The sequence below is a fragment of the Clostridium sp. C8 genome (assembly GCF_001010885.1).
Lineage (GTDB): Bacteria > Bacillota > Clostridia > Clostridiales > Clostridiaceae > Clostridium > Clostridium sartagoforme.
Genome location: NZ_LBMX01000089.1, coordinates 37,768 through 59,667, shown reverse-complemented (window position 1 = coordinate 59,667; position 21,900 = coordinate 37,768). Strand labels below are relative to the sequence as shown.

At 26.7% G+C, this 21,900-nt stretch carries 15 protein-coding genes; 13 read left to right on the top strand and 2 right to left on the bottom strand.

Going from position 1 to position 21,900, the window contains the following annotated elements; all coding sequences use genetic code 11:
- Positions 1–159: 159 nt before the first annotated feature.
- Both AAT22_RS14110 and AAT22_RS14105 read right to left on the bottom strand, forming a co-directional pair.
- Positions 160–960, bottom strand: coding sequence for a metal ABC transporter permease (locus AAT22_RS14110; RefSeq protein WP_047001695.1), 801 nt, complete (start codon positions 958–960; stop codon positions 160–162).
- Positions 961–986: 26 nt separating this feature from the next.
- A complete protein-coding gene (locus tag AAT22_RS14105; RefSeq protein ID WP_016208251.1) occupies positions 987–1,658 on the bottom strand; it encodes a metal ABC transporter ATP-binding protein in 672 nt (223 codons plus the stop codon).
- A 289-nt stretch (positions 1,659–1,947) separates the two neighbouring features.
- Between AAT22_RS14105 and AAT22_RS14100 the strand changes: the two genes are divergently transcribed.
- The 13 genes from AAT22_RS14100 to AAT22_RS14040 all read left to right on the top strand — a co-directional run bounded on the left by AAT22_RS14100 (position 1,948) and on the right by AAT22_RS14040 (position 21,897).
- On the top strand, positions 1,948–2,346 hold the full coding sequence (locus AAT22_RS14100; RefSeq protein WP_016208250.1) for a DUF6762 family protein: 399 nt from the start codon (positions 1,948–1,950) through the stop codon (positions 2,344–2,346).
- Between the two features lie 31 nt (positions 2,347–2,377).
- The gene (pepF, locus tag AAT22_RS14095) at positions 2,378–4,186 is read left to right on the top strand and encodes an oligoendopeptidase F (RefSeq protein ID WP_016208249.1); all 1,809 of its coding nucleotides are present in this window, start codon (positions 2,378–2,380) and stop codon (positions 4,184–4,186) included.
- Between the two features lie 145 nt (positions 4,187–4,331).
- Positions 4,332–5,309 carry a rhomboid family intramembrane serine protease gene (locus tag AAT22_RS14090; RefSeq protein ID WP_047001694.1) on the top strand — a complete coding sequence of 326 codons (978 nt, stop codon included), beginning with the start codon at positions 4,332–4,334 and terminating at the stop codon, positions 5,307–5,309.
- 30 nt (positions 5,310–5,339) lie between these two features.
- Complete coding sequence (locus AAT22_RS14085; RefSeq protein WP_016208248.1) at positions 5,340–5,963, top strand: hypothetical protein; 624 nt, start codon at positions 5,340–5,342, stop codon at positions 5,961–5,963.
- A gap of 184 nt (positions 5,964–6,147) precedes the next feature.
- Positions 6,148–7,494 (top strand): NADP-specific glutamate dehydrogenase, encoded by a 1,347-nt coding sequence (gdhA, locus tag AAT22_RS14080; protein ID WP_016208247.1) that lies wholly within the window; start codon positions 6,148–6,150, stop codon positions 7,492–7,494.
- 654 nt (positions 7,495–8,148) lie between these two features.
- Entirely contained in the window at positions 8,149–9,543 is a 1,395-nt protein-coding gene (locus AAT22_RS14075; RefSeq protein WP_016208246.1) for a glycosyltransferase family 2 protein, read from the top strand.
- Positions 9,544–9,836: 293 nt separating this feature from the next.
- Positions 9,837–11,783, top strand: coding sequence for a DNA topoisomerase IV subunit B (locus tag AAT22_RS14070; RefSeq protein WP_016208245.1), 1,947 nt, complete (start codon positions 9,837–9,839; stop codon positions 11,781–11,783).
- Positions 11,784–11,804: 21 nt separating this feature from the next.
- Positions 11,805–14,714: a DNA topoisomerase IV subunit A gene (locus AAT22_RS14065; RefSeq protein ID WP_047001693.1), complete on the top strand. Its 2,910-nt coding sequence runs from the start codon at positions 11,805–11,807 to the stop codon at positions 14,712–14,714.
- 13 nt (positions 14,715–14,727) lie between these two features.
- Positions 14,728–15,267 (top strand): DJ-1 family glyoxalase III, encoded by a 540-nt coding sequence (locus AAT22_RS14060; RefSeq protein WP_016208244.1) that lies wholly within the window; start codon positions 14,728–14,730, stop codon positions 15,265–15,267.
- 18 nt (positions 15,268–15,285) lie between these two features.
- Positions 15,286–16,179 (top strand): DHH family phosphoesterase, encoded by an 894-nt coding sequence (locus AAT22_RS14055; RefSeq protein ID WP_242849833.1) that lies wholly within the window; start codon positions 15,286–15,288, stop codon positions 16,177–16,179.
- Positions 16,180–16,314: 135 nt separating this feature from the next.
- Positions 16,315–17,703, top strand: a complete 1,389-nt coding sequence (locus tag AAT22_RS14050) for a tyrosine-type recombinase/integrase (RefSeq protein WP_172655025.1) — start codon at positions 16,315–16,317, stop codon at positions 17,701–17,703.
- Between the two features lie 2 nt (positions 17,704–17,705).
- A complete protein-coding gene (locus tag AAT22_RS14045; RefSeq protein ID WP_047001691.1) occupies positions 17,706–19,733 on the top strand; it encodes a tyrosine-type recombinase/integrase in 2,028 nt (675 codons plus the stop codon).
- A complete protein-coding gene (locus tag AAT22_RS14040; protein ID WP_047001690.1) occupies positions 19,717–21,897 on the top strand; it encodes a site-specific integrase in 2,181 nt (726 codons plus the stop codon). Before AAT22_RS14045 ends, AAT22_RS14040 begins: the two co-directional genes overlap by 17 nt.
- Positions 21,898–21,900: the final 3 nt, after the last annotated feature.

The window sequence follows — 21,900 nt, the reverse complement described above, 5'->3', positions numbered from 1 at the left end:
ATAAAACTTTTGGTTTAATGTATAATTCTTTTGTAAAATATTTTCTTTGTGCATAAAAATATTTTATCATAAATCCTAAACTCATGGAGTCTAGGATTTATTTTTTTGCACAAAAAGGGACTGTGCACTAATTATTAGTGCGACAGCCCCTTATTATATTTATTGTTTTAAATTAAAAAATTTATCGAAGATTATGACTAAAATTAAAGTGAACACAGATGTAATTGCAATAGTACCCCCTGGAGCACTATTAATATAATATGATAAAAATAATCCCATCATAATATCAAACATTCCAAAACCTATGGAGAATAGTAATGTTGTCTTAAATCCCTTTTTTAATTGCATTGCAGTTGCAACAGGCACTATCATTATGGATGATATAACAAGTATTCCCATTACTCTTATTGACATAGAAATAGTTGAGCCAACAAGTATAGTAAAAATATAATTTATAAGTTTTACTTTTACTCCTGAAGTCTTTGCACCTTCTTCATCAAAAGTAATGTAAATAAGCTTATTAAATAAAAAGATCAAAGCAACTAAACAAATAATTCCAACTATCAAAATTAAGAAAATATCTTCTTTAGAAACGGTAAGAATACTTCCAAATAAAAATGAATTTACCTTGGCAGAAGCTTTACCACTGCTTATAAGTATGATAGCTATACCTAAACTAAAGGTTAAAACTAAAGACATAACAAGTTCAGCATATTTTTTATAATATTCTCTTAAGAATTCTATAACTATAGCACAAAGTGTTGTAAATAAGAAGGCTGTTATTAATGGATTAACCCCTATAACTAAACCAATAGCAACACCAGCAAAAGAAGAATGTGAAAGTGTATCACCAATCATTGAATATCGTCTAAGCACTAAAAAAAGTCCTATGAAAGGACAAAGTATTGATATTATAAAACCAGCCATAAAGGCATTTTGCATAAAATCTAATTGAAACATATTATCTACCTTTCCTAATAATAAACTTAAATAGCATCATTTAATTTAAAACTTTTATTTCTAAACTCTTTATACTCATCAGTGGTAAATAAATTAATATTTCCATTATCAACTTTAAGAATATGAGTTGAGTTCTTTAAAGCAATATCTATATTATGTTCTATTGATATAATAGTTTTTTTATCAATTTCATTTAATTTCTTTAAAATACCGTAGATTTCAATTTGATTTTTTTCATCCACGCCAGTAGAGGGTTCATCAAGAATAATTATATCAGGATTACCCATTAAAGCTCTTGCAATAAGAACTCTTTGTTGTTGTCCACCAGATAGCATACCTAGAAGTCTGTTTTCATAATCACTCATACTAACATTTTCAAGGATTGAAGAGATATTTATATTTTTATTTTTCAAAGTTTTTTTATGACATAGTAAAACCTCTTTAACTGTAATTGGAAATTGTGAGTTAAAAGAATCAAGTCTTTGGGGAACATACCCAATTGAATCTGAATTAATTTCTATACTACCAGAGGTAGGTTTTAATAAGCCAAGTATTAGTTTTATTAATGTAGTTTTACAGCTTCCATTTTCACCAACTATAGATAAATATATACCACTTTGTATGTTTAAGTTTATATTTTTAAGTAAATATGGTGGTTTATTAGAATATGAAAAACATAAGTCTTTTATATTAATCATTAAAAAATCATCTCCTAAATAATCTAGACTTATTATATATGAAAATGCGAATAGTTTGCAACAATAACTTTAGATATATTATAAATTTACTTATTTATTTGTATTATTGACATAGTTTTAAATTACAAAGCTATTTTAACTAAGAAATTGAGCAGATTTTCTTAGTTAAGTTATTGATCATAAATTGTTAATAGTTAATTACCATAGTTTTGTTGATTTATATTATGAATAAAACATATAATATAGATAAGTTAAATAAAACCAAAGTAAAAATATTGGAGGAATATATATGGATTTTTCAAGTTTAGTATTAATGGAAAAGGATAAAGAAACGGGATTTATAACTAAGGAGCTTGGAAGTTTTCAAGTTTCAGAAGGGGCATTATATGTAAAAAAGCTTTTTGTTAGCAATGAAGTTGTAAATTTATATTTTGATACAAATAAAGATGTAGAAGAATGGGAATACTCAGCAATATATGATGTTTTTAATTATGATGCTTTTATAAAGGAAGAATTTGAAATTGAGGATTCTTTAGATGAATATAATCCTACTTTTTTAGTAAAATTTAAATATGTAGATGATTATGAATTCATGAAAGAACGAATAACAAGATGTGTTGAGTTAATCGAAGAAGCTATGGAAAATGCCTTTAAGGATATTGAAGGTAAAGAAGATGACTATAATTAGAAAGGAGAGCCTAATAAATTAGGCAGAAGTTATGAGTGAATTAAAGATATTGAAAAAGAGAGAAGAAATTGAAGATAAGTATAAATGGAAAGTTAATGAAATATTTTCAAATGATGATGCGTGGGAAAATGCTTTCCAGGAACTAAAAAAAGAATCGCCTTCTCTTAAAGATTTTGAAGGCAAACTAAATAATGCTGAAAATATTTTAAATTACTTAGAAAAGTATATAGATTTAGGAATAAAAGCAGAAATAGTTTATGTATATGCTCATTTAAAATGTGATGAGGATACATCAAATTCAAAGTATCAAGCTATGATGAACAAGATAGATTCTTATATGGCTGAATTTGCATCATATACAGCTTATTTTGTACCAGAGATATTATCATTAGATGATGAATTTATAATGAATATTATAGATAGTAATGATAAATTAAAGGTTTATTCATTTATGTTTAAGGACATATTAAAGGAAAAACCTCATATATTAAGCAAAGAACAGGAAGAATTACTAGCACAAGTTTCAGATTGCTTAGATGCTCCATCATCTATTCATAATATGTTAACAAATGCAGATATGAAATTTGGGAATATAATTGATGAAGATGGTGAAAATGTAGAGTTAACAGAAGGAAATTACTCATCATTTATAAAAAGTAAAGATAGAAAAGTTAGAAAAGAAGCTTTTAAAACTTTATTTAAAGAATATAAAAATTTAGAAAATACATTTTCAACTACTTTAACAAGCTCACTAAAGAATTTTAATTTTGGAGCTAAGGTTAGAAAGTATAATTCTGCACTAGAATCATCATTAAGTCCAAATGATATACCAGTTGAAGTATATAAAAATTCTATAAAAACTATAAATGAGAATCTAAAATCACTTCATAAATATGTTTCTTTAAAGAAAAAATTATTGGGATTAGATGAAATGCATATGTATGATTTATATGTTCCAGTAATAGAGATACCAAAAGAGCATATAGAATTTAATGATGGTGTAAATATGGTTTTAGAAGGGTTAAAGCCATTAGGAGAAGAATATTTAAATATTTTTAAGAATGGTGTAGAAAATGGTTGGATAGATATATATCAAAATAAAGGCAAAAGGGGAGGCGCATATTCTTGGGGTGGATATAAAACAATGCCATATGTTTTATTAAACTACAATTATGAATTACATGATGTATCCACTTTAGCACATGAGATGGGTCATTCTATCCACTCTTATTATTCAAGAAAAGAGCAGCCATATATTTATGCAGGTTATACTTTGTTTTGTGCAGAAGTAGCCTCAACTACAAATGAAGCTCTTCTTATTCATTACTTAATTAATAAAGAAACTGATAAAAAGAAAAAATTATATTTAATAAATCAAGAGTTAGAGCAAATAAGAACAACTGTATTTAGGCAACTTATGTTTGCAGAATTTGAATTATTTACTCATGAAAGCTTGGAAAAAGGAATGTCTTTAACTGCTGAAGATTATAATAAAGCTTGGCATGATTTAAATGTTAAATATTTTGGTGAAGATATGGTAGTAGATGAAGAAATTGATATTGAATGGGCTAGAATACCACATTTTTATTCAGATTTTTATGTTTATCAATATGCTACAGGATATGCAGCAGCTTCAGCCTTTGCAAAATCAATACTAGAAGGAAAGGAAGATTCTGTTTCTAAATATATTGAATTCTTAAAAAGTGGTGGAAGTGATTATCCAATAGAGATATTAAAAAAAGCAGGAGTTGATATGACTACGTCACAACCTCTAGAAGCAACTGTTGAAAGATTTAATGAACTTTTAGATATGCTAGATAAAGAAATAAATTTCAATTAACAATTTATTTCATTTTATGATTTACAAGGTATAGTTCACAACTTTTTGCGGTAAATTTTGGAGAAGTTTATTAATAGTAAGCAATTAATAATTTTTATTGATTGCTTACTAATATTTTTATTGCGCTAATTAAGGGGGATGGACTTTGAAGAATTTTGAAAAAATATTTTTTGGTTTATTAACTAAAGAACTAAACTTTTTTATGAGAAGTTATTATAGCGAATTTCATAAAGAAGAAAGATGGATAGGGTTAATTGATTTAAATGAAGTAGTAGTTTCAGTTGTTGTATCAAATGATATGAATGAAGAAGTAGATTTTAATGAAGCAAAAGAGTATCTTTTAAAATCTTTAAATAAAAGATTTGTAGTAAATTTAATAATTTTAGCTTCAGAAGAATATATAAATTATAATAAAAATAATTATTACAATAAACTAATATTTTCAGTAAAAGATAAGAAAATACTATATTCTAGTGAAGGTTCTAAAGCATTTATTCCTATTATAAATTACATGATAAATGAAAATAATAAGAAGAAAATAAATTTCAAAAAATATAAAGTTACATATACAATAATTATTTTAAATATTTTAGTGTATTTGATTGAAATTATTAAATCAAGAAATTTAATTGATATTAACATATATACTTTGATTCAAATGGGTGCAAAAGTTAATATTTTAATTAATAGAGGGGAAATATATAGATTAATAACATCTACTTTTTTACATGGTGGAATAATGCATATTTTATTTAATATGAGTGCACTTAATATAATAGGAAAAGAAGTTGAATATATATATGGAAGTAAAAAATATATATTAATTTATATTTTGTCTGCTTTATCGGGATCATTATTTAGTTATTTATTTAATCCAAATAGTGTATCGGTTGGAGCATCAGGTGCTATATTTGGACTTTTGGGTGCTATGTTAGTATTTGGATTAAAAGAAAAAAATAAAATTGGAAAACAATATGTAAAAAATATATTAGAGACTCTAGCTATAAATGTAATTATAGGAATAACTATATCTAATATAGATAATTACGCACATTTGGGTGGTTTAATAATGGGGGCAATATCAGCATTAATTTTATTTAAAAGTAAAAAGACAATCAGTTAAATAAAATTATAAATTCTAGAGGTGATAATAGTGAAAGAAAAAAATCATAACAATGAACTTATATTTGCTATTTCATTTATTGGAGTACTATTAGCAACTTCAATATATTACTTAATAAATATAGATATAGAAAAACTTTTCAGAATAGGCCTTACGTTTATAACTATTCTTGGAGTATATTCGTTATATATAAGAACCTTTCTCAAGGGAGCAAAAGTTATATATTATATTAATATGCTGTTCATTTTTTTATCAATGTATTTAGCTAGTGTTTTAGATTTTTATTCTATAACTAACTATGATAAATTTCTACATCTATTATCAGGAGCGATAATTGCTATAATTGGCTATGTTTTATTTTTATATTTAACAAATGAAAAAGTAAGAAAAGAAATACATCCATTAATTTCTGTTATCTTTGTAATATTATTTGCTACATCTGCAGCTGCAGTATGGGAAATATGGGAATTTACAACTGATTCTCTTTTTGGATTAAAGGCTCAGAATGGAAGTTTAAATGATACTATGTGGGATATAATTTGTGGAACTTTAGTAGGGGTAATAACATCTATTCCTATATATTTATATAATAAAGGTAAAAATATTAAATTTATTAAATATATAATAGAAGATATTGAACGAAACAAAAAATAGATAAAAAAGATATGTTAATAAAAATAACATATCTTTTTTGTAATTTTTATATTTACATTTACTCATGAAAAGATGTATAATATTAATAATTTAACAATAATAGAGAGTAAATAGAAAAAATATATCAAAAAATATATCAATATGCTAATATAAAGGAATTATTGGGGACAAAGGAGTTTTGAATATGATTGGAAGAAAATATGTAGATGAAATTATTAGTAAAGTGGAAAAAAGAAATTTTGGGGAAGAAGAATTTTTAAATGCTATAAAGGAAGTGCTTAATTCACTTGTACCAGTATTTAATAAACATCCTGAATATATAGAAGAAGGAATATTAGAACGAATAGTAGAACCTGAAAGACAAATATTTTTTAGAGTTCCATGGATAGATGATAATGGAAAAGTACAAGTTAATAGAGGATTTAGAGTTCAATTTAATAGTGCGATAGGACCTTATAAAGGTGGTTTGAGATTTCATCCATCAGTAAATCAAAGTATAATAAAATTTTTAGGATTTGAACAAACTTTTAAAAATTCACTAACTGGATTGCCAATAGGTGGAGGAAAAGGTGGTTCAGATTTTGATCCAAAAGGAAAATCAGATAGAGAAGTAATGAGATTTTGTCAAAGTTTTATGGCAGAATTATACAAGCATATAGGACTTGATACGGACGTTCCAGCAGGTGATATAGGAGTTGGAGCAAGAGAAATAGGATATATGTATGGGTATTACAAGAAAATAAAAAATGCAAATGATCAAGGGGTATTAACAGGTAAAGGACTTGCCTATGGTGGGAGTTTAGTAAGAAAAGAAGCAACTGGATATGGACTAGTGTACTTTACAGAAAAAATGTTAAGTGATAATAATTTAAGTTTTAAAGATAAAACAGTAGTAATATCAGGATCAGGTAATGTTGCTATATATGCTTGTGAAAAAGCAAATGAATTAGGTGCAAAAGTAGTAGCATTAAGTGATTCTAATGGATATATATATGATGAAAATGGAATAAATTTAGATATAATAAAACAAATTAAGGAAGTTAATAGAGGAAGAATTAAAGAATATTTAGACTATGTACCAAATGCTAAATATACAGAAGGATTTAGAGGAATTTGGGAAATTAAATGTGATATTGCACTTCCTTGTGCAACACAAGGGGAAATAAATAAAGAAGCAGCAGAAATTTTAATTAAAAATGGTATTAAAGTTGTTTCAGAAGGTGCAAATATGCCAACAGACTTAGATGCAATAGAGTTGCTTCAAAAGTCTGGAGTAATGTTTGGTCCAGCAAAGGCTGCAAATGCTGGTGGAGTTGCTTGTTCGGCATTAGAAATGTCACAAAATAGTTCAAGATTATCTTGGGATTTTGAAGAAGTTGATTCAAAACTTAAAGACATAATGGTCAACATATATATAAATTCTAAAAATGCAGCACAAGAATATGGTGAGCCAGGTAATATATTAATGGGAGCTAATATAGCAGGCTTTATAAAGGTTGCAGAAGCCATGATGTCTCAAGGTATAGTTTAATGTTATAAATCTCAAAAATAGCAACCCCTATTTTGAGTTTATTAATAAAAAGCCATTTAGTTGTAAAATATATTTATAACTAAATGGCTTTTCTTTTAATTAAACTTGTAATATTTTGTGAAGCAAAATATTACAAGTGAAAAGTGTAAGAGTGAAAAGTTGAGGAAAAAATCCTTACAGGATTTTGGAGTAAAGGTGCTTTGCATCTATGTATTTAAAATTTTTTTTCATAGAAGGCATTGAATACTTGCGGAATATAATTTCTGTACATCTGAACTTAGTATGAAAGCCACCTACTGAAGCTTGCCTGAAGTAGATGTACCTTAATTCTTTCACTTTTCACTATTAACTTTTCACTAGATAAAATGCTTCGCAATTATAAGGAAATTATTACATGAGTATATTAATTATATCTTTATTTATATAGGATAAAATAATATATATAAAGATATAATTAATATTAAGATAAATATACTAATCAATAATAAATCAATAAACTATTTATAAAATTTATATGTAGTAATATTAATGAATTTTTAAGATTTCAGTACTTGATTTTTTACCCCTATTAGAATATATTTAATAAAGATGTCAAAGATAATGTACTAAATAGTAATATAAGGAAAATATCCTTTATTTATAGGAGTGGATGTAATGAAAGAAATTATTTTAGCTGTGACAGGTGTATTTCAGGTTATTGTCTTTGCAATGATGATGTATTATTTTGTTTTAGCTTTTTTTGGCTTAATAAGAAAGACAGAAAAGAAAAATTATACACCTACAAAAAAGTTTGCAATGATAGTTGCAGCTCATAATGAAGAAGTTGTTATCGGAAAACTAGTGGAAAGTATGTTAAATCAAGATTACCCGAGAGAGCTATATGATGTATTTGTGATTGCTGATAATTGTGATGATAATACTGCTAAAATAGCAAGAAAATATGGTGTTTATGTTTATGAAAGATTCAATAAAGATCAAAAGGGTAAAGGATATGCATTAGAGTGGTTATTTGATAAGATATTTAAAATGCAAAAGAAATATGATGCGGTTGCAGTATTTGATGCTGACAATTTAGTATCAAAAAATTGGTGTAAAGAAATTAATTCAAAAATGCTAGAAGGTTATAAAGTAGTACAAGGCTACATAGATAGTAAAAATCCTAATGATTCATGGATAGCTACTTCATATTCAATAGCTTTCTGGACTCAGAATAGAATGTATCAACTAGCAAGAGCGAATATTGGATTATCAAATCAAATTGGTGGAACAGGATTTGCTATAGATACAGAGATTTTACAAGAATTTGGATGGGGAGCTACATGCTTAACCGAAGATTTAGAGTTTAGTTGTAAGTTAATTTTGAATGGAGAAAAAGTTGGATGGGCACATGATGCTATTATTTATGATGAAAAACCTCTTACTCTAAAACAATCATGGGTTCAAAGAAGAAGATGGATGCAAGGATTTACAGATGTAGCATCTAGATATTTCTTTAAGCTACTTAAAAAGGGATTTAAAGAAAGAAAATGGTTTGTTTTAGATTGTGCTTTATACGTAATTCAACCTTTCTTTACTTTAATGATTGGTATATCAACGGTTTTAAGCTTTGTACAAGGCATGAGTCCAGAAGGACTTAATATTTTCTTAATTAGCTATCTGACTGGAGATTTTTCATTTAAAGTTATTGGTGTTATGCAATTTTTAATTACTCCTTTAATTATGAGATTAGATAAAAAAATATCACCAGGATTGTTTGTTATGCTTATATTTTATTCATTAAGTGTATTTATACTACCAATTTTTGCAACTAAGGTAGATAATTATTCAACGGTTTTATTAATAGATATAGTTTATAATTTAGCATTTTTATTAGCAACGGCATTATTCTTAGGAAAAAAGAAACTAATTTTATTCTTTAGATTTTTATTATATTCTTTATATACATTAACATGGATTCCAATAACTATTGAAGGTATGCTAAGAAAAAATAATAAAGAATGGAATCCGACAAAGCATGTTAGAAATATAGAAATTTGTGATGTTCAGTAAAAAACATTGTTTTGAAATCAGATTTTTCTTAAAGTGAAATTTCTAGAATATATAGCTGTATTAAATTGATTTTAAAATTAATTTAATACAGCTTTTTAATTGATAAAATAAAAAAATATAAAGAGTTTACCTTGAATCTATCTCGAACATTTGTTTGACATTTTCTTTAGAAAGATTTATATTTTTATTTATAGATTAATTATGATAAAATTAAAAAGATTATAATGAGAAGGTATGGTTAAACTAAGGTATAAGTTTAGTTTAACGCAATAATAGTGATTTTGGAGGTTTGTATGAGTGAAGATTTGATGAAAGGATATGATGTTACTGATTTAACTTCCTTAGAAAAGCTTGAACCAGTTAGAGTAAGACCTGGAATGTATATAGGATCTACAGGAACTAAAGGATTACATCATTGTGTTTGGGAGATTTTAGATAATTCTATAGATGAAATATCTAATGGATATGGAAATAAAGCTACAATAATAATAAATAAAGATAAAAGTATTACTATAATAGACAATGGAAGAGGAATTCCAACAGGGATACATCCAGTTAAGAAAAAATCTGGAGTAGAGATGGTTTTTACGGAGTTACATACTGGAGGAAAATTTAATAATAAAAACTACAAAACATCAGGAGGGTTGCATGGTGTTGGTGCAGCTGTAGTTAATGCGTTATCTTCTTGGTTAGAAGTAGAGGTACATCAAAGTGGAAATATATATAAACAAAGATTTGAATATGCTTATGATAAAGAGCTAAAAAGAGATATGCCAGGAACAGCTGTAACAAAACTAGAAATAGTTGGCAAAACCAAGGAAACAGGAACAAGAGTTACTTTTATGCCAGATAAGGATGTTTTTTCTAGCACAGATTTTAAAGTTGACATAATAGATGAAAGATTACAAGAATTAGCATTTCAAAATAAAGGAATGTATTTAGAATTAATAGATTTAAGAAAAGATGAGTTTAGAAAAGAGTATTACTCAGAGAGAGGGCTTTTAGATTTTATAGAATATTTAAATGAAAGTAAAACTACACTTCATGATAATCCAATTTACTTTGAAGGGGAAAGAAGCGTTAATAATATACAAATGTTTGGAGAGTTATGTGTACAATTTACAGATTCTACTACAGAAAATATAGCGAGTTATGTTAATAATATACCAACAAAAGAAGCAGGAACCCATGAAACTGGATTTAAAACAGGAATGACAAGAGCATTTAAAGAAGGTGCTAAGAAACTTGGACTTGTAAAAGAAAAAGATAAGGATTTTGAAGGTGACGACTTAAGAGAAGGAATGACAGCTATCTTAAGAATAAAGATTACAAATCCCATATTTGAAGGACAAACCAAAACTAAACTAGGGAGTACTGAAGCTTATACAATGATGAATGACTTAGCTTACACAAAGTTTAATGAGTGGATAGAAGATAACAAAGAAGTTGCTTCTATGCTTATAAACAATGCGCTTCAAGCAGCTCAAAGAAGAGAAAAAATAAAAAAAATAAATGAAGCTGAAAAAAGAAAAGTAGGAAAAGGTGCAGCACCTCTTGCAGGAAAAGTTGCTGTTTGCACACTGAAAGATAATACTGTAAATGAATTTATTGTTGTTGAGGGAGATTCAGCAGGGGGTTCGGCAAAACAAGCAAGAGATAGAAGATTTCAAACTATAATGCCTTCAAAAGGTAAGATAATGAATACAGAAAAACAAAAGCTAGAAAATGTATTAGCATCAGAGGAACTTAAGATATTTAATACAGCATTAGGCACAGGTACCTTAGATAATTATAAAGAAGAAGATTTAAAGTACGATAAAATTATAATTATGAGTGATGCAGATGTAGATGGATATCATATAAGAACTTTATGGATGACTTATATATATAGATATATGAGACCTCTAATTGCAAATGGGCATTTATATTTAGCTCAGCCACCATTATATAAAGTGTATAAAAGTGTTAAAGGGAAAGAAGTTCATAAATATGCATATAGTGATGATGAGCTTGAAAGTGTAAAAAAGGAAATAGGAAAAGGAGCACTTATACAAAGATATAAAGGTCTTGGAGAAATGAATCCAGATCAATTATGGCAAACTACACTAAACCCAGAAACAAGAACTTTACTTCAAGTAACGATTGAAGATGCTGCTAAAGCTGAAAAGATGGTTTCATTACTTATGGGAGATATAGTTGAGCCAAGAAAAACATATATGTATAAATATGGAGAATTTTAATAAATAGGATGGAGAAAAAATATGGCGAAGAAAGTTAATGATATACCAAGGGATAATAATATAATTAGAGTTCCTTTAGAGGAGGCAATGCCTGATAACTATTTGCCTTATGCTATAGAAGTTGCAAAGGATAGAGCACTGCCAGATGTTAGGGATGGATTAAAACCAGTTCATAGAAGAATATTATATGGTGCATATCAATTAAAAGCATTTCCAGATAAACCATATTATAAGTCAGCAAGAATAGTTGGAGATATATTAGGTAAATATCACCCACATGGTGATACATCAGTTTATGATGCTATGGTTATAATGGCACAAGATTTTTCAACTAGAGAAACCCTTATAGATGGTCATGGTAACTGGGGATCTATGGATGGAGATGGAGCCGCAGCAATGAGGTATACAGAAGCAAGACTTGCTCCCATTGCCATAGAAATGCTTAGAGACATAGATAAAGATACTGTAGATATGGTTCCGAACTATTCAGATAGTGAGATGGAACCTAAGGTACTTCCTAGTAGATATCCTAATCTTCTAGTTAATGGTACATTTGGAATTGCGGTAGGGCTTGCGACAAATATACCTCCACATAATTTAGGAGAAGTTACTGATGGAGTATTAGCATATATAGATAATCCGGAAATAACAACTAAAGAACTTATGGAGTATGTAAAGGGACCTGATTTACCTACTGGAGGAATTTTAATAGGACAAAACTCTATACTTTCTGCTTATGAAGCGGGAGAGGGAAAGGTAACCTTAAGAGCTAAAACCAATATCGAAAGGCTTGAAAACGGGAAAATTGGAATAGTTATAACAGAGTTTCCTTTTAGAAGAAATAAGGCGAAGCTTCTTCAAACTATATCTGAGATGACTGGAGATAAAAGACATTCTAAAGCTTTAGAATCAATAATTGATATAAGAGATGAATCAGACAGAAGTGGAGTAAGAGCTGTTATAGAATTAAGAAAAGCAGCTGATGAAGAAGTAGCAGATAAGGTTTTAAAATATTTATTTAAAAGAACAGATCTTCAATGTAATTTAAGCTTTAATATGGTAGCTTTAGCAGAGGGAAAACCTCAAACTATGGGGCTTAAGACTATAATAAAGCATTATGTAAATCATCAAAAGGAAATAGTAACAAGAAGAACTATAAAAGAATTAGCAATTGCAGAAAAAAGATTTCATATAGTTGAAGGATTTATTAAAGCTATAGATGTTTTAGATGAAATTATTAAAACAATAAGAGAATCTAAGTCTAAAAAAGATGCAGGCATAAATCTTATAAATAAATTTGGATTTACAGAAATACAATCAGAAGCAATTTTAGAACTGATGCTATATAGATTAACTGGACTTGAAATAAAAGTATTCCAAAAAGAATATGCTGAATTAGAAAAAACTATCAAAAGATTAAAAAAGATATTATCAGACGAAAAAGAACTTCTTAAAGTAGTAAAAGCTGAATTAAAGGAAGTTGCAGATAAATACAGAAATCCTAGAAAAACAGCTATTATTAAAGATGACAATGAAGCTAAAATAGATGTAGAAGAGCTTATAGTAGTAGAAGATGTTATGATAACTTTATCTAAAGATGGATTTATAAAAAGGATTCCTTTAAAAACTTTCAATAGAGTTAATGCAAATGCAGAAGATATTGAGTATAGAGAAGGTGATGAATTAAAATTCTTATTTAAATCGAATACTACAGAAAACATTCTTTTGTTTACAAATAAGGGAAATATGTATCAAACAAAGGGTATAAATATTCCAGAATGTAAATGGAAAGAAAAAGGTGAAAGAGTTGATGATTTAATAAAAACATTAAATTTAGAAGATGAAACCATAGTCTATACTGCTTCAGTTTCTTCGTTTATGCCGAATAAATATGTTCAATTTATAACATCAAGAGGTGGAATTAAAAGAAGTTCCTTAGATAAATTCCAAACAAGTTACACAAAGCTACAAGCTACGAAGCTTAAGGATTTTGAAGAAGTTATAGATATAAGTCTGCTAGAGGAAGATGAATTTAAAGAATTTATAAATTTTGAAACTAAGAAGGGATTGGTATTCAATTTGCCAATTCCTAGCATAGAGGATTCTGCAAGAAATATATTACCAATAATGATGTTTAATTTATCGAATAAAGATGAAGTAACAAAAGTTGAGTATAGTGATAGTATTGATTTTATTGATTTTTCTATAGGTATAACTTCAAAGGGAACAATAAAGGGATTTAATAGTATTAAAAAAAATGATAATCTAAAAGTAAAGATAGATTCTCTAAGTAATATATTAATTTTCACAAACTTAGGAAAAGTGTTTAAAATACCAGCCTTCTTATTATCAGGAGTAAATAAAGGTGAAATTCCTCTAGAAAAAATTATAGATGATTTAGAAAAGAATGAAAAAATTATAAAAGTAATATCTATAAAAAACTTTGAAGATAATAGATTTATATATTTCTTTACTAAGAAAGGTATGGTTAAAAAGACTTCATTAGTAGAATTTGATGGAAACTACTCATCACAATTGTCATATAAATTTAAGTATGATAATGATGAATTAATATCAGCAGAGATGTATAATAATAATGTAGCAGAAATAGTAATTATAACTAAAAAAGGTATGGGTATAAAGTTTTCCTCAGAAAATATAAATACCATGGGAAAAGTAGCTTCAGGAGTAACGGGAATAAGCTTAAAGGAAAATGATGAGGTTATTTATGGAAAAATAATAGCTATTCAATATGGCGAGGATTTAAATGAATTAGCGATAACATCTAATGATAAAATAATTTTAGTTTCCAAAAACAAAGAAAAGAAAGAAGTAGATATAGAAGATATAAAGCTTCAAAATAGAGCGGGAAAAGGAAGTAATATTATAACAATTGCTTTAGATGACGAGATTAAAGAAATTATATTATAGGAGGAGATTTTTTATGAAGGTAGCAATTTTATTAGCCAATGGTTTTGAAACCTTAGAAGCTTTAACAGTTGTTGACGTATTAAGAAGAGCTGAAGTAGAATGCCATACTTTTTCACTAAAAGATAAAGAGGTAACTACATCCCATAATATTATAGTGAAAGCCGATAAAAACATTGTAGATAAAGAAATCGAAGATTATGATTTTTTAGTATTACCAGGTGGAATGCCAGGAGCTAAAAATTTAAGAGATGATAATAGAGTTATTGAACTTATAAAGAAGTTCAATAATGAAAATAAATGGATTTGTGCAATTTGTGCAGGACCAATAACTTTGGCAAAAGCAGAAATAACAAATAGTAAAAACATTACATGTTATCCTGGTTTTGAGAATGAAATAGGAAACTGCAATTATAAAGAAGATTTAGTAGTTGTAGACGGAAATATAATAACAGGAAAAGGTCCAGCAGCAGCAATTCCTTTTGCTTTTGAAATATTAGATAAAATATCTAAAGATAAGGTTGAGGATATAAAAGGAAAAATGTTATTTAAATAGTCCTACTATGGAGGAAAGATGAGAGAAAATTGGATATTAGTAAATAAAAAAGAGAGCTTTTTAAGGCTCTCTAATTCTATAAATGAAAACCCATTAGTATTGAGACTTCTTGCAAATAGAGGTATAGATACTTTCGAAGAAGCTAATAGATTTTTAAATGGAACAATTGAAGATTTTTATGATGGTTATCTTATGGCAGATATGAAAAAAGGCGTACAAATAATAAAAGATGCTATTACAAATAATAAAAAAATAATAATTTATGGAGATTATGATTGTGATGGAGTAATTAGTACTACTATATTCTACAAAGCGTTAAAAAATATAGGAGCAAATTATAGTTATTATATTCCAAATAGAGAAGATGAAGGCTATGGAATGCATAGTGGAAGAGTAAAAAAGCTTAAAGAAGAGGGATATGAAGTTATTTTAACTTGTGATAATGGTATAGCTGCATTTGAACAGGTAGACCTAGCTAAAGAACTTGGTATGGAAATAGTTATTACTGATCATCATGACATTCCAATTAGAGAAAATAGTGAAGGTGACTTAAAAGAAACTATACCTTATGCAGATGCTGTAATAAATCCAAAAAGAAGTGATTGTAAATATCCATTTAAAAAGCTTTGTGGAGCTGGAGTAGCATTAAAATTCTCTAAGTGCTTATATGATGAGTTTAAAATAGATGAAGAAAAGTTTTTAGAGTTAATACAATTTGCTTCTATAGCAACAGTTTGTGATGTTGTAGATTTAGTTGATGAAAATAGAATTATTGTTAAAAAAGGTTTAGAATTATTAAATGAGACAAAGAACTTTGGAATACAAGAATTGAAAAAGTCAACAGGATTAAATTCTAAAAAGATTGAAGAATATCATTTAGGATTTGTGATAGGTCCATGTATGTATATATGAAAAAATATATAATTTTATCATAATGTATATAAGTTAAATTAAATAAAGGGTATAAGATAGTTTTGTATATGATATAATATTTATATCATATACAAAACTATTTTTATTTATGAGAAATATAGGATGGATTTAATTATGGATAAAGAAAAGAGAATGGTTATAAAGAAATATGTTGAAATGAAAATAAATGGAATGCACTATGTTAGAAAATTAAATGATAGTAATAAAGTATTTTCAGGAGTTCTTGTTATTGATAATTATAATAGACCTGTTAAGAGAGTATATGAATATTTGAGATATTTAGATACAACAGGAGGGTATGGAGCATTAAACTCCAGAGTAAGAGTTGCATATGATTTGTGTTATTTCTTAGATTTCATGATGTTTAATAATTTAACAGAAGAAAAAATTAAATATGAAGATATTAGTGAGTTTATAGAAATATATTTGCTTATAATAGATGAGAAGTTTAAAGTGGATAGATCTATTCAAAGAAGTATGCTAAAAATTATTCCCATTTTAGACGTCTATAGAATAAAAAATATAAAAGTAATCAATAAAATGAATATGGGCTTAGATATCTCCTCAAAAGAAAGGATACTTAATAATATTAAGAAATACCTAGTTTTTTTGGGTAATAATAAAATTGCAGAAGTTAATTTAGAGGAATTATTTGAAAAGAAAGTTAAAAGTGTTTATAGAGAGAATGAACTAGGAAATAGAACAAGGGAATTATATTATGACTATGGTATAAAAGATCATTTAAAAAAGATAGGTATAAACAGTAAAAGAAATAAGATAGATCCAATAGAAGTATCTAAGATATTTGAACAAGATGAAGAAAAGAATTTTTTTAGCAATATAGAAAAGATACAATACAGGGTTCTATTTAATTTGTTAAATAATACAGGACTTAGGATTAGTGAGGCATTGGGATTAAAGTTAATATCATATAAAAAATCAAAAGGAAATATTGATTTAATAAGCCTAGATTCTGATATAAAACTTAAGAATAATGATGAAAACGTATGGGAAGTGTTGGTTATACCTAGAAGTGATTCCCCACCAGATTTGAGAATTAAATTTGAGAAAAAGAGAAAAGCAGTATTTACTGATAATACACTGCTTTTTAGAAATCTATTAGAAGATTATATTATATACAGAGAATATTTATTAAAGCAAAAAAGGAAAAAACATGATTATTTATTTGTTAATAATAGAGGCGAACGCTTAAGGTATGATTCAGTATATAAAGAGATGAACAATATACTTTTGGGAAGTGAAATGAGAGTTAGAATTGGAGATTTAACGCCACATTCTTTTAGGCATACATTTGCAACTAAGTGGATTAAAAATAGTATTGAACTTGGTATAGATAAAGATTTAGATTTATTAGCAGAACAATTGGGGCATTCAAGCCCAGAAGTAACTAAAAGAACGTATTATCATATATTTGAAGAATCTAAAAAAGAATTGCTTAGAAAAATAGAAAAAGAAAATAATTATTTTAAGGGGGAAAAATAATAGTGCATGAATTTCCCAATATAAAAGAATATGTAGATTATATAGAAAAATTTTTTAGCGTAAAAAATGATAAAGAGAGAAAGCAATATATAAGTAATTACAATAGAATAATTAGTAAGTTTAGTACAGTAGAAGAATTTATAGAAATTATGATTAATAAAGTAGAGTGGAATAAATATACTAAACGTATTGGCATATTCCTAACATTGAAGTGTAAATTATTTGTATTTGAATTTATAGATCAAGTAAGTATATTTAAGGCAAAGGAAAAAGTGATTTATTGTGAAGTTGTCGATGAAAGATTAGAAAAAATTTGTGATGAAGAATTTAAAAATAATAAAAATATGAAACGAGATTTTTACAAATTTTTATTAAAAACATTTGCGTACTTTAATATAAAAAATATAAGTGAAATTGATGTGAAAAGGTTAAATGAACTTAATACAGATTTTTTTAGCAATGATATACAGCGTAGAAGGCAATATATATTGTTTTTAGATAAAGTAATGGCTTTATATAACCTAAAAGGAAATGAAATAAATATAAGGCTAGAAATTAAATATAACGCAGAAATTAGAAAGTATGGAACAGATAGAAAATGTATTATTGATGTTATTAATAAATATATTGAAGAAAGATATACACTTAAAAATTATAATTCAGATAAATTCTTAAAGAATATAAGACCATTTTTAAAATGGTTACATAATAAATATAAAGATATAAAAAATTTATATGATATAAAAGAAGAGTATATTATGGAGTATTATAAAAGTGTTAAATTATCAAATAATACAAATGAAACAAAATATACTAAATGCCAACATGTATTAAAGTTTTTTATATGGAGTGAGGATAAGAAGTTTGCATCAATAGATATTAGGAAAATAGGGCATGGATTAAAAAATAGAAGGGTTGATATAGAAGATAACCCTAAAATGTTTCAAGATAGACAGCATTTTAATCAGGTATTGGCTAAGGTTCAAAAATATGAGCCAATAGATGAGGAAGAGTTTTTATTTAAAAATTATATTTTAGTACTTATGGGAACAGGTCTAAGAGTAGGGGAAGGAATTTGGCTAGATAATAAGTGCTTGAAAAAAAGGGTGAAAGTTAGTGATGAAAGTAATAATGAGGTTGGAGAAATTGTTCTTATAACCAAGGATAAAACAAAAATGGTTAACAAAAGAACTGGTATATTACCTTGGGGATTAACTGCTTTAGATGGGTTAATAGAGAGGTTTAATAGTAGAGAAAATGTATTAATTTTTAATGAAAGTTTAGATGAATATAACTATAGTTTATTTGAGTATAAAGGAAAAGTTATATCTTTACCAAAACTCAAAGTTTTTTATGAAAATGTAATTTTAGATGGTATTGAGTTTAAGGATGAAAATGGTAATAACATAGATTATAAGAATATTAAGTTTCATGCATTTAGGCATCAAAAGTTTAATGACATTTATGAAGTTACAAATGGAAATATAATGAGAGTAAAACAAGATTCTAACCATAGATCTATTAAAATGACTAAAAAATATACACGACAATCAAAGAAAAAAATGATTAGAAGAATTAGTAAGAATATAGAAAGTGGAAAGATTGTAGGAAAAGGGGTTCAAATATTACAAGAGTTATTAAATGTTGATATGCTACCAGATCAGTATTTAGAAATTCTTAAGAAGTTAAATATTGCGGAAGGGTATTCTATTGAACATATAGTTGAGAATTTTAAATTTTTAGGATTTGGATATTGTACATGCAAATGTAAATGGAGTCATTTATGTGAAGGGTGTAGATATTTTATAACTGAAGGAGAGTTTTTACCAGAATTACAAACAAGGTATTCTATAAATTTTATGATTACTATGACTTTGATTAAAAATAATGGTATAGAAGCAAAGGGTGTTAGAAATAATTTAATTTCATTAAAAAATCAAGAGAAGATATTAGAACAATTAGGAATGGATTATGAAGAAATTAAAGAATTGAGAACAGGGGAGTATATACTTAATGTTACAAGAGCGTAAAGAGAGTTTAAGTTTATCTAGAAAAAATAAAACTAAAAATACTTATATAGAAATTATAAGGAATTTAAAAATAACAAATGAAAAAAAGTATTTAAGTAATGAACAACTTAAGAGTTTTATTCGTATATCTCGTGATGGATTAGTTAGCGAAATTGCACAGAAAAAATATATTGATAGCATACTTAGAGGACACAGAAGACTTATTGAAAAATTTCCAAATTTTAATGAACAGTTAAATGCTGATGGGAATGAGATAAAGAAAAGATTCATAGAGTTTAAAATATCTAAGTTATTACTTATATATATATTAAGTGGTAGGATAAGTGTTGATAATTCAATAAATATTAGTGGTTTATATGATAAAGAAAATTTACTAACTGATAATGAAATAGAGGAGATTAAAGAAGGTTGTGAACAGTATGGGTATTCACTAAGCAGGACGTATCCAGCCGTAATATTATATATTTGCAGGATAATGATTGTTAAAGATATTCCATTGAGAGATATTACGATGACTGATATTTATGATTGCTATAGAGATAAGCAAGATGCTGCAAATGCAACAACTAACGTGCTTAAGTATATGGGGATAATAGATGAAGATGAACATTATAAGATTAATAATAGAAAAAGTTTTACGAATATTAATGAAATTAATTTAACAGTTACAGATGGGTATTATTTGGAGGAGTATTTTAACTATGAGAGATATGTAGAAAGAGAAGGATGTAGTGAGTCAAATAAAGTAAATAGGAAGAGAATTGCAAAGTTATTTTTAAATTGGATAGACGATGTTTATGGAGTCATAAGTTTTGATGATATGAAATTTCAATTGGCAATTGACTTTATAGTTTATTTAAGAAAAATGAAAAATAAAAATGGAAATAGGTATAGTGATGGAACGTATCTTACTATGAGGTCTCAATTTAAAATGTTTTTAGAGTATTTAATTAGTAATGGTAAATTAAATAAGAGTTTTACATTAGATTACTATAAGACTGATATTTTTAATGGAGGAATTTTGGAGGTTATATATGAAAAGGAGTCTATAACTAAAGAAGAAATTGATAAAATTGAAAATAAAATAGTTAATTTTAACGAGTATCAATTAATGCCATACGTACCAGATATTTTAAAGTTATTATACTCTTATGGTATGAGACCAATTGAGGCGATAACTTTAAAATATGATTGTTTAAAAGGAACAGAAGAAGCACCAACGTTATATGTACATAAAAGTAAAAATGAGGAAGATAGATATATTCCATTAACAAATGAAGTATATAAAATAATTAAAAAATATATTGAGATAAATAAAGATTCATTACCTATTTATTCAGATTATGATGGACTAAATGTCAAAAGGTTATTTTCGTATAGAAATAAATTAGTGACTAAAGAAACTTTAAACAGAAGATTGAAGGAATTAGAAGTAGAGGATAGTATAGTTGATGAAGATGGTAAGGCTAAATATCCATTATATACATTAAGAAAGATAAGGATAACATTGTGGTTAGAAGCGGGACTATCAATAGAGGAAGTTGCTAGATTAGTAGGTCATAGAGATATTGAATCTCAGAGTTATTACTATATTAGCAAAGAAAATAGAATAGATAGTGCTAAAAAAGTATTTAGCGAATTTTACGAAAAATTTATGGACGAAAAAGGAAATATTGATAATGATTTATATCAATTAGATCAAGAGATAGAAGAAGAAAATTATATTAATGAATTAAAAAGAGATTTATTGGTAATAGAAGAGAAAAAGGTTTTTAGTTCTACCATTGAAATGGCAAGAAAAGATTATCCAGAGTTATTTCTTCCCTTGATGGATGGATTTTGTGGTGCAATGGTAGAAGAAGATGGTGATTTTGAATGTGAGATGTTAAAATTACCATGTTTAGAATGTGATGAATTAAAAGGTGCTGACGAAAATATAAATGTATTTGATAAGTATGCAATAAATCTATATAAAAGTAGAAACTTATCTATAAAAAAAGGTAATGATGGAATGAAAGAAAAAAGCGATAATACTATAGAAAGATTAAAAAGATTTTATGTTGAAAAACTTAAAATAGATGAAGAATTTATAGAAGAATATTTCAATAAATTAGATGAAATGTCCGTAGTAAAAAGGGGTCGTAAAAAGAAAGTTAATAGGTAAGGT

Coding starts and splice junctions, on each gene's coding strand:
- AAT22_RS14110 (WP_047001695.1), bottom strand. CDS start 960: ATGTTTCAATTAGATTTTATGCAAAATGCCTTTATGGCTGGTTTTATA.
- AAT22_RS14105 (WP_016208251.1), bottom strand. CDS start 1,658: ATGATTAATATAAAAGACTTATGTTTTTCATATTCTAATAAACCACCA.
- AAT22_RS14100 (WP_016208250.1), top strand. CDS start 1,948: ATGGATTTTTCAAGTTTAGTATTAATGGAAAAGGATAAAGAAACGGGA.
- pepF (WP_016208249.1), top strand. CDS start 2,378: ATGAGTGAATTAAAGATATTGAAAAAGAGAGAAGAAATTGAAGATAAG.
- gdhA (WP_016208247.1), top strand. CDS start 6,148: ATGATTGGAAGAAAATATGTAGATGAAATTATTAGTAAAGTGGAAAAA.
- AAT22_RS14075 (WP_016208246.1), top strand. CDS start 8,149: ATGAAAGAAATTATTTTAGCTGTGACAGGTGTATTTCAGGTTATTGTC.
- AAT22_RS14070 (WP_016208245.1), top strand. CDS start 9,837: ATGAGTGAAGATTTGATGAAAGGATATGATGTTACTGATTTAACTTCC.
- AAT22_RS14065 (WP_047001693.1), top strand. CDS start 11,805: ATGGCGAAGAAAGTTAATGATATACCAAGGGATAATAATATAATTAGA.
- AAT22_RS14060 (WP_016208244.1), top strand. CDS start 14,728: ATGAAGGTAGCAATTTTATTAGCCAATGGTTTTGAAACCTTAGAAGCT.
- AAT22_RS14055 (WP_242849833.1), top strand. CDS start 15,286: ATGAGAGAAAATTGGATATTAGTAAATAAAAAAGAGAGCTTTTTAAGG.
- AAT22_RS14050 (WP_172655025.1), top strand. CDS start 16,315: ATGGATAAAGAAAAGAGAATGGTTATAAAGAAATATGTTGAAATGAAA.
- AAT22_RS14040 (WP_047001690.1), top strand. CDS start 19,717: ATGTTACAAGAGCGTAAAGAGAGTTTAAGTTTATCTAGAAAAAATAAA.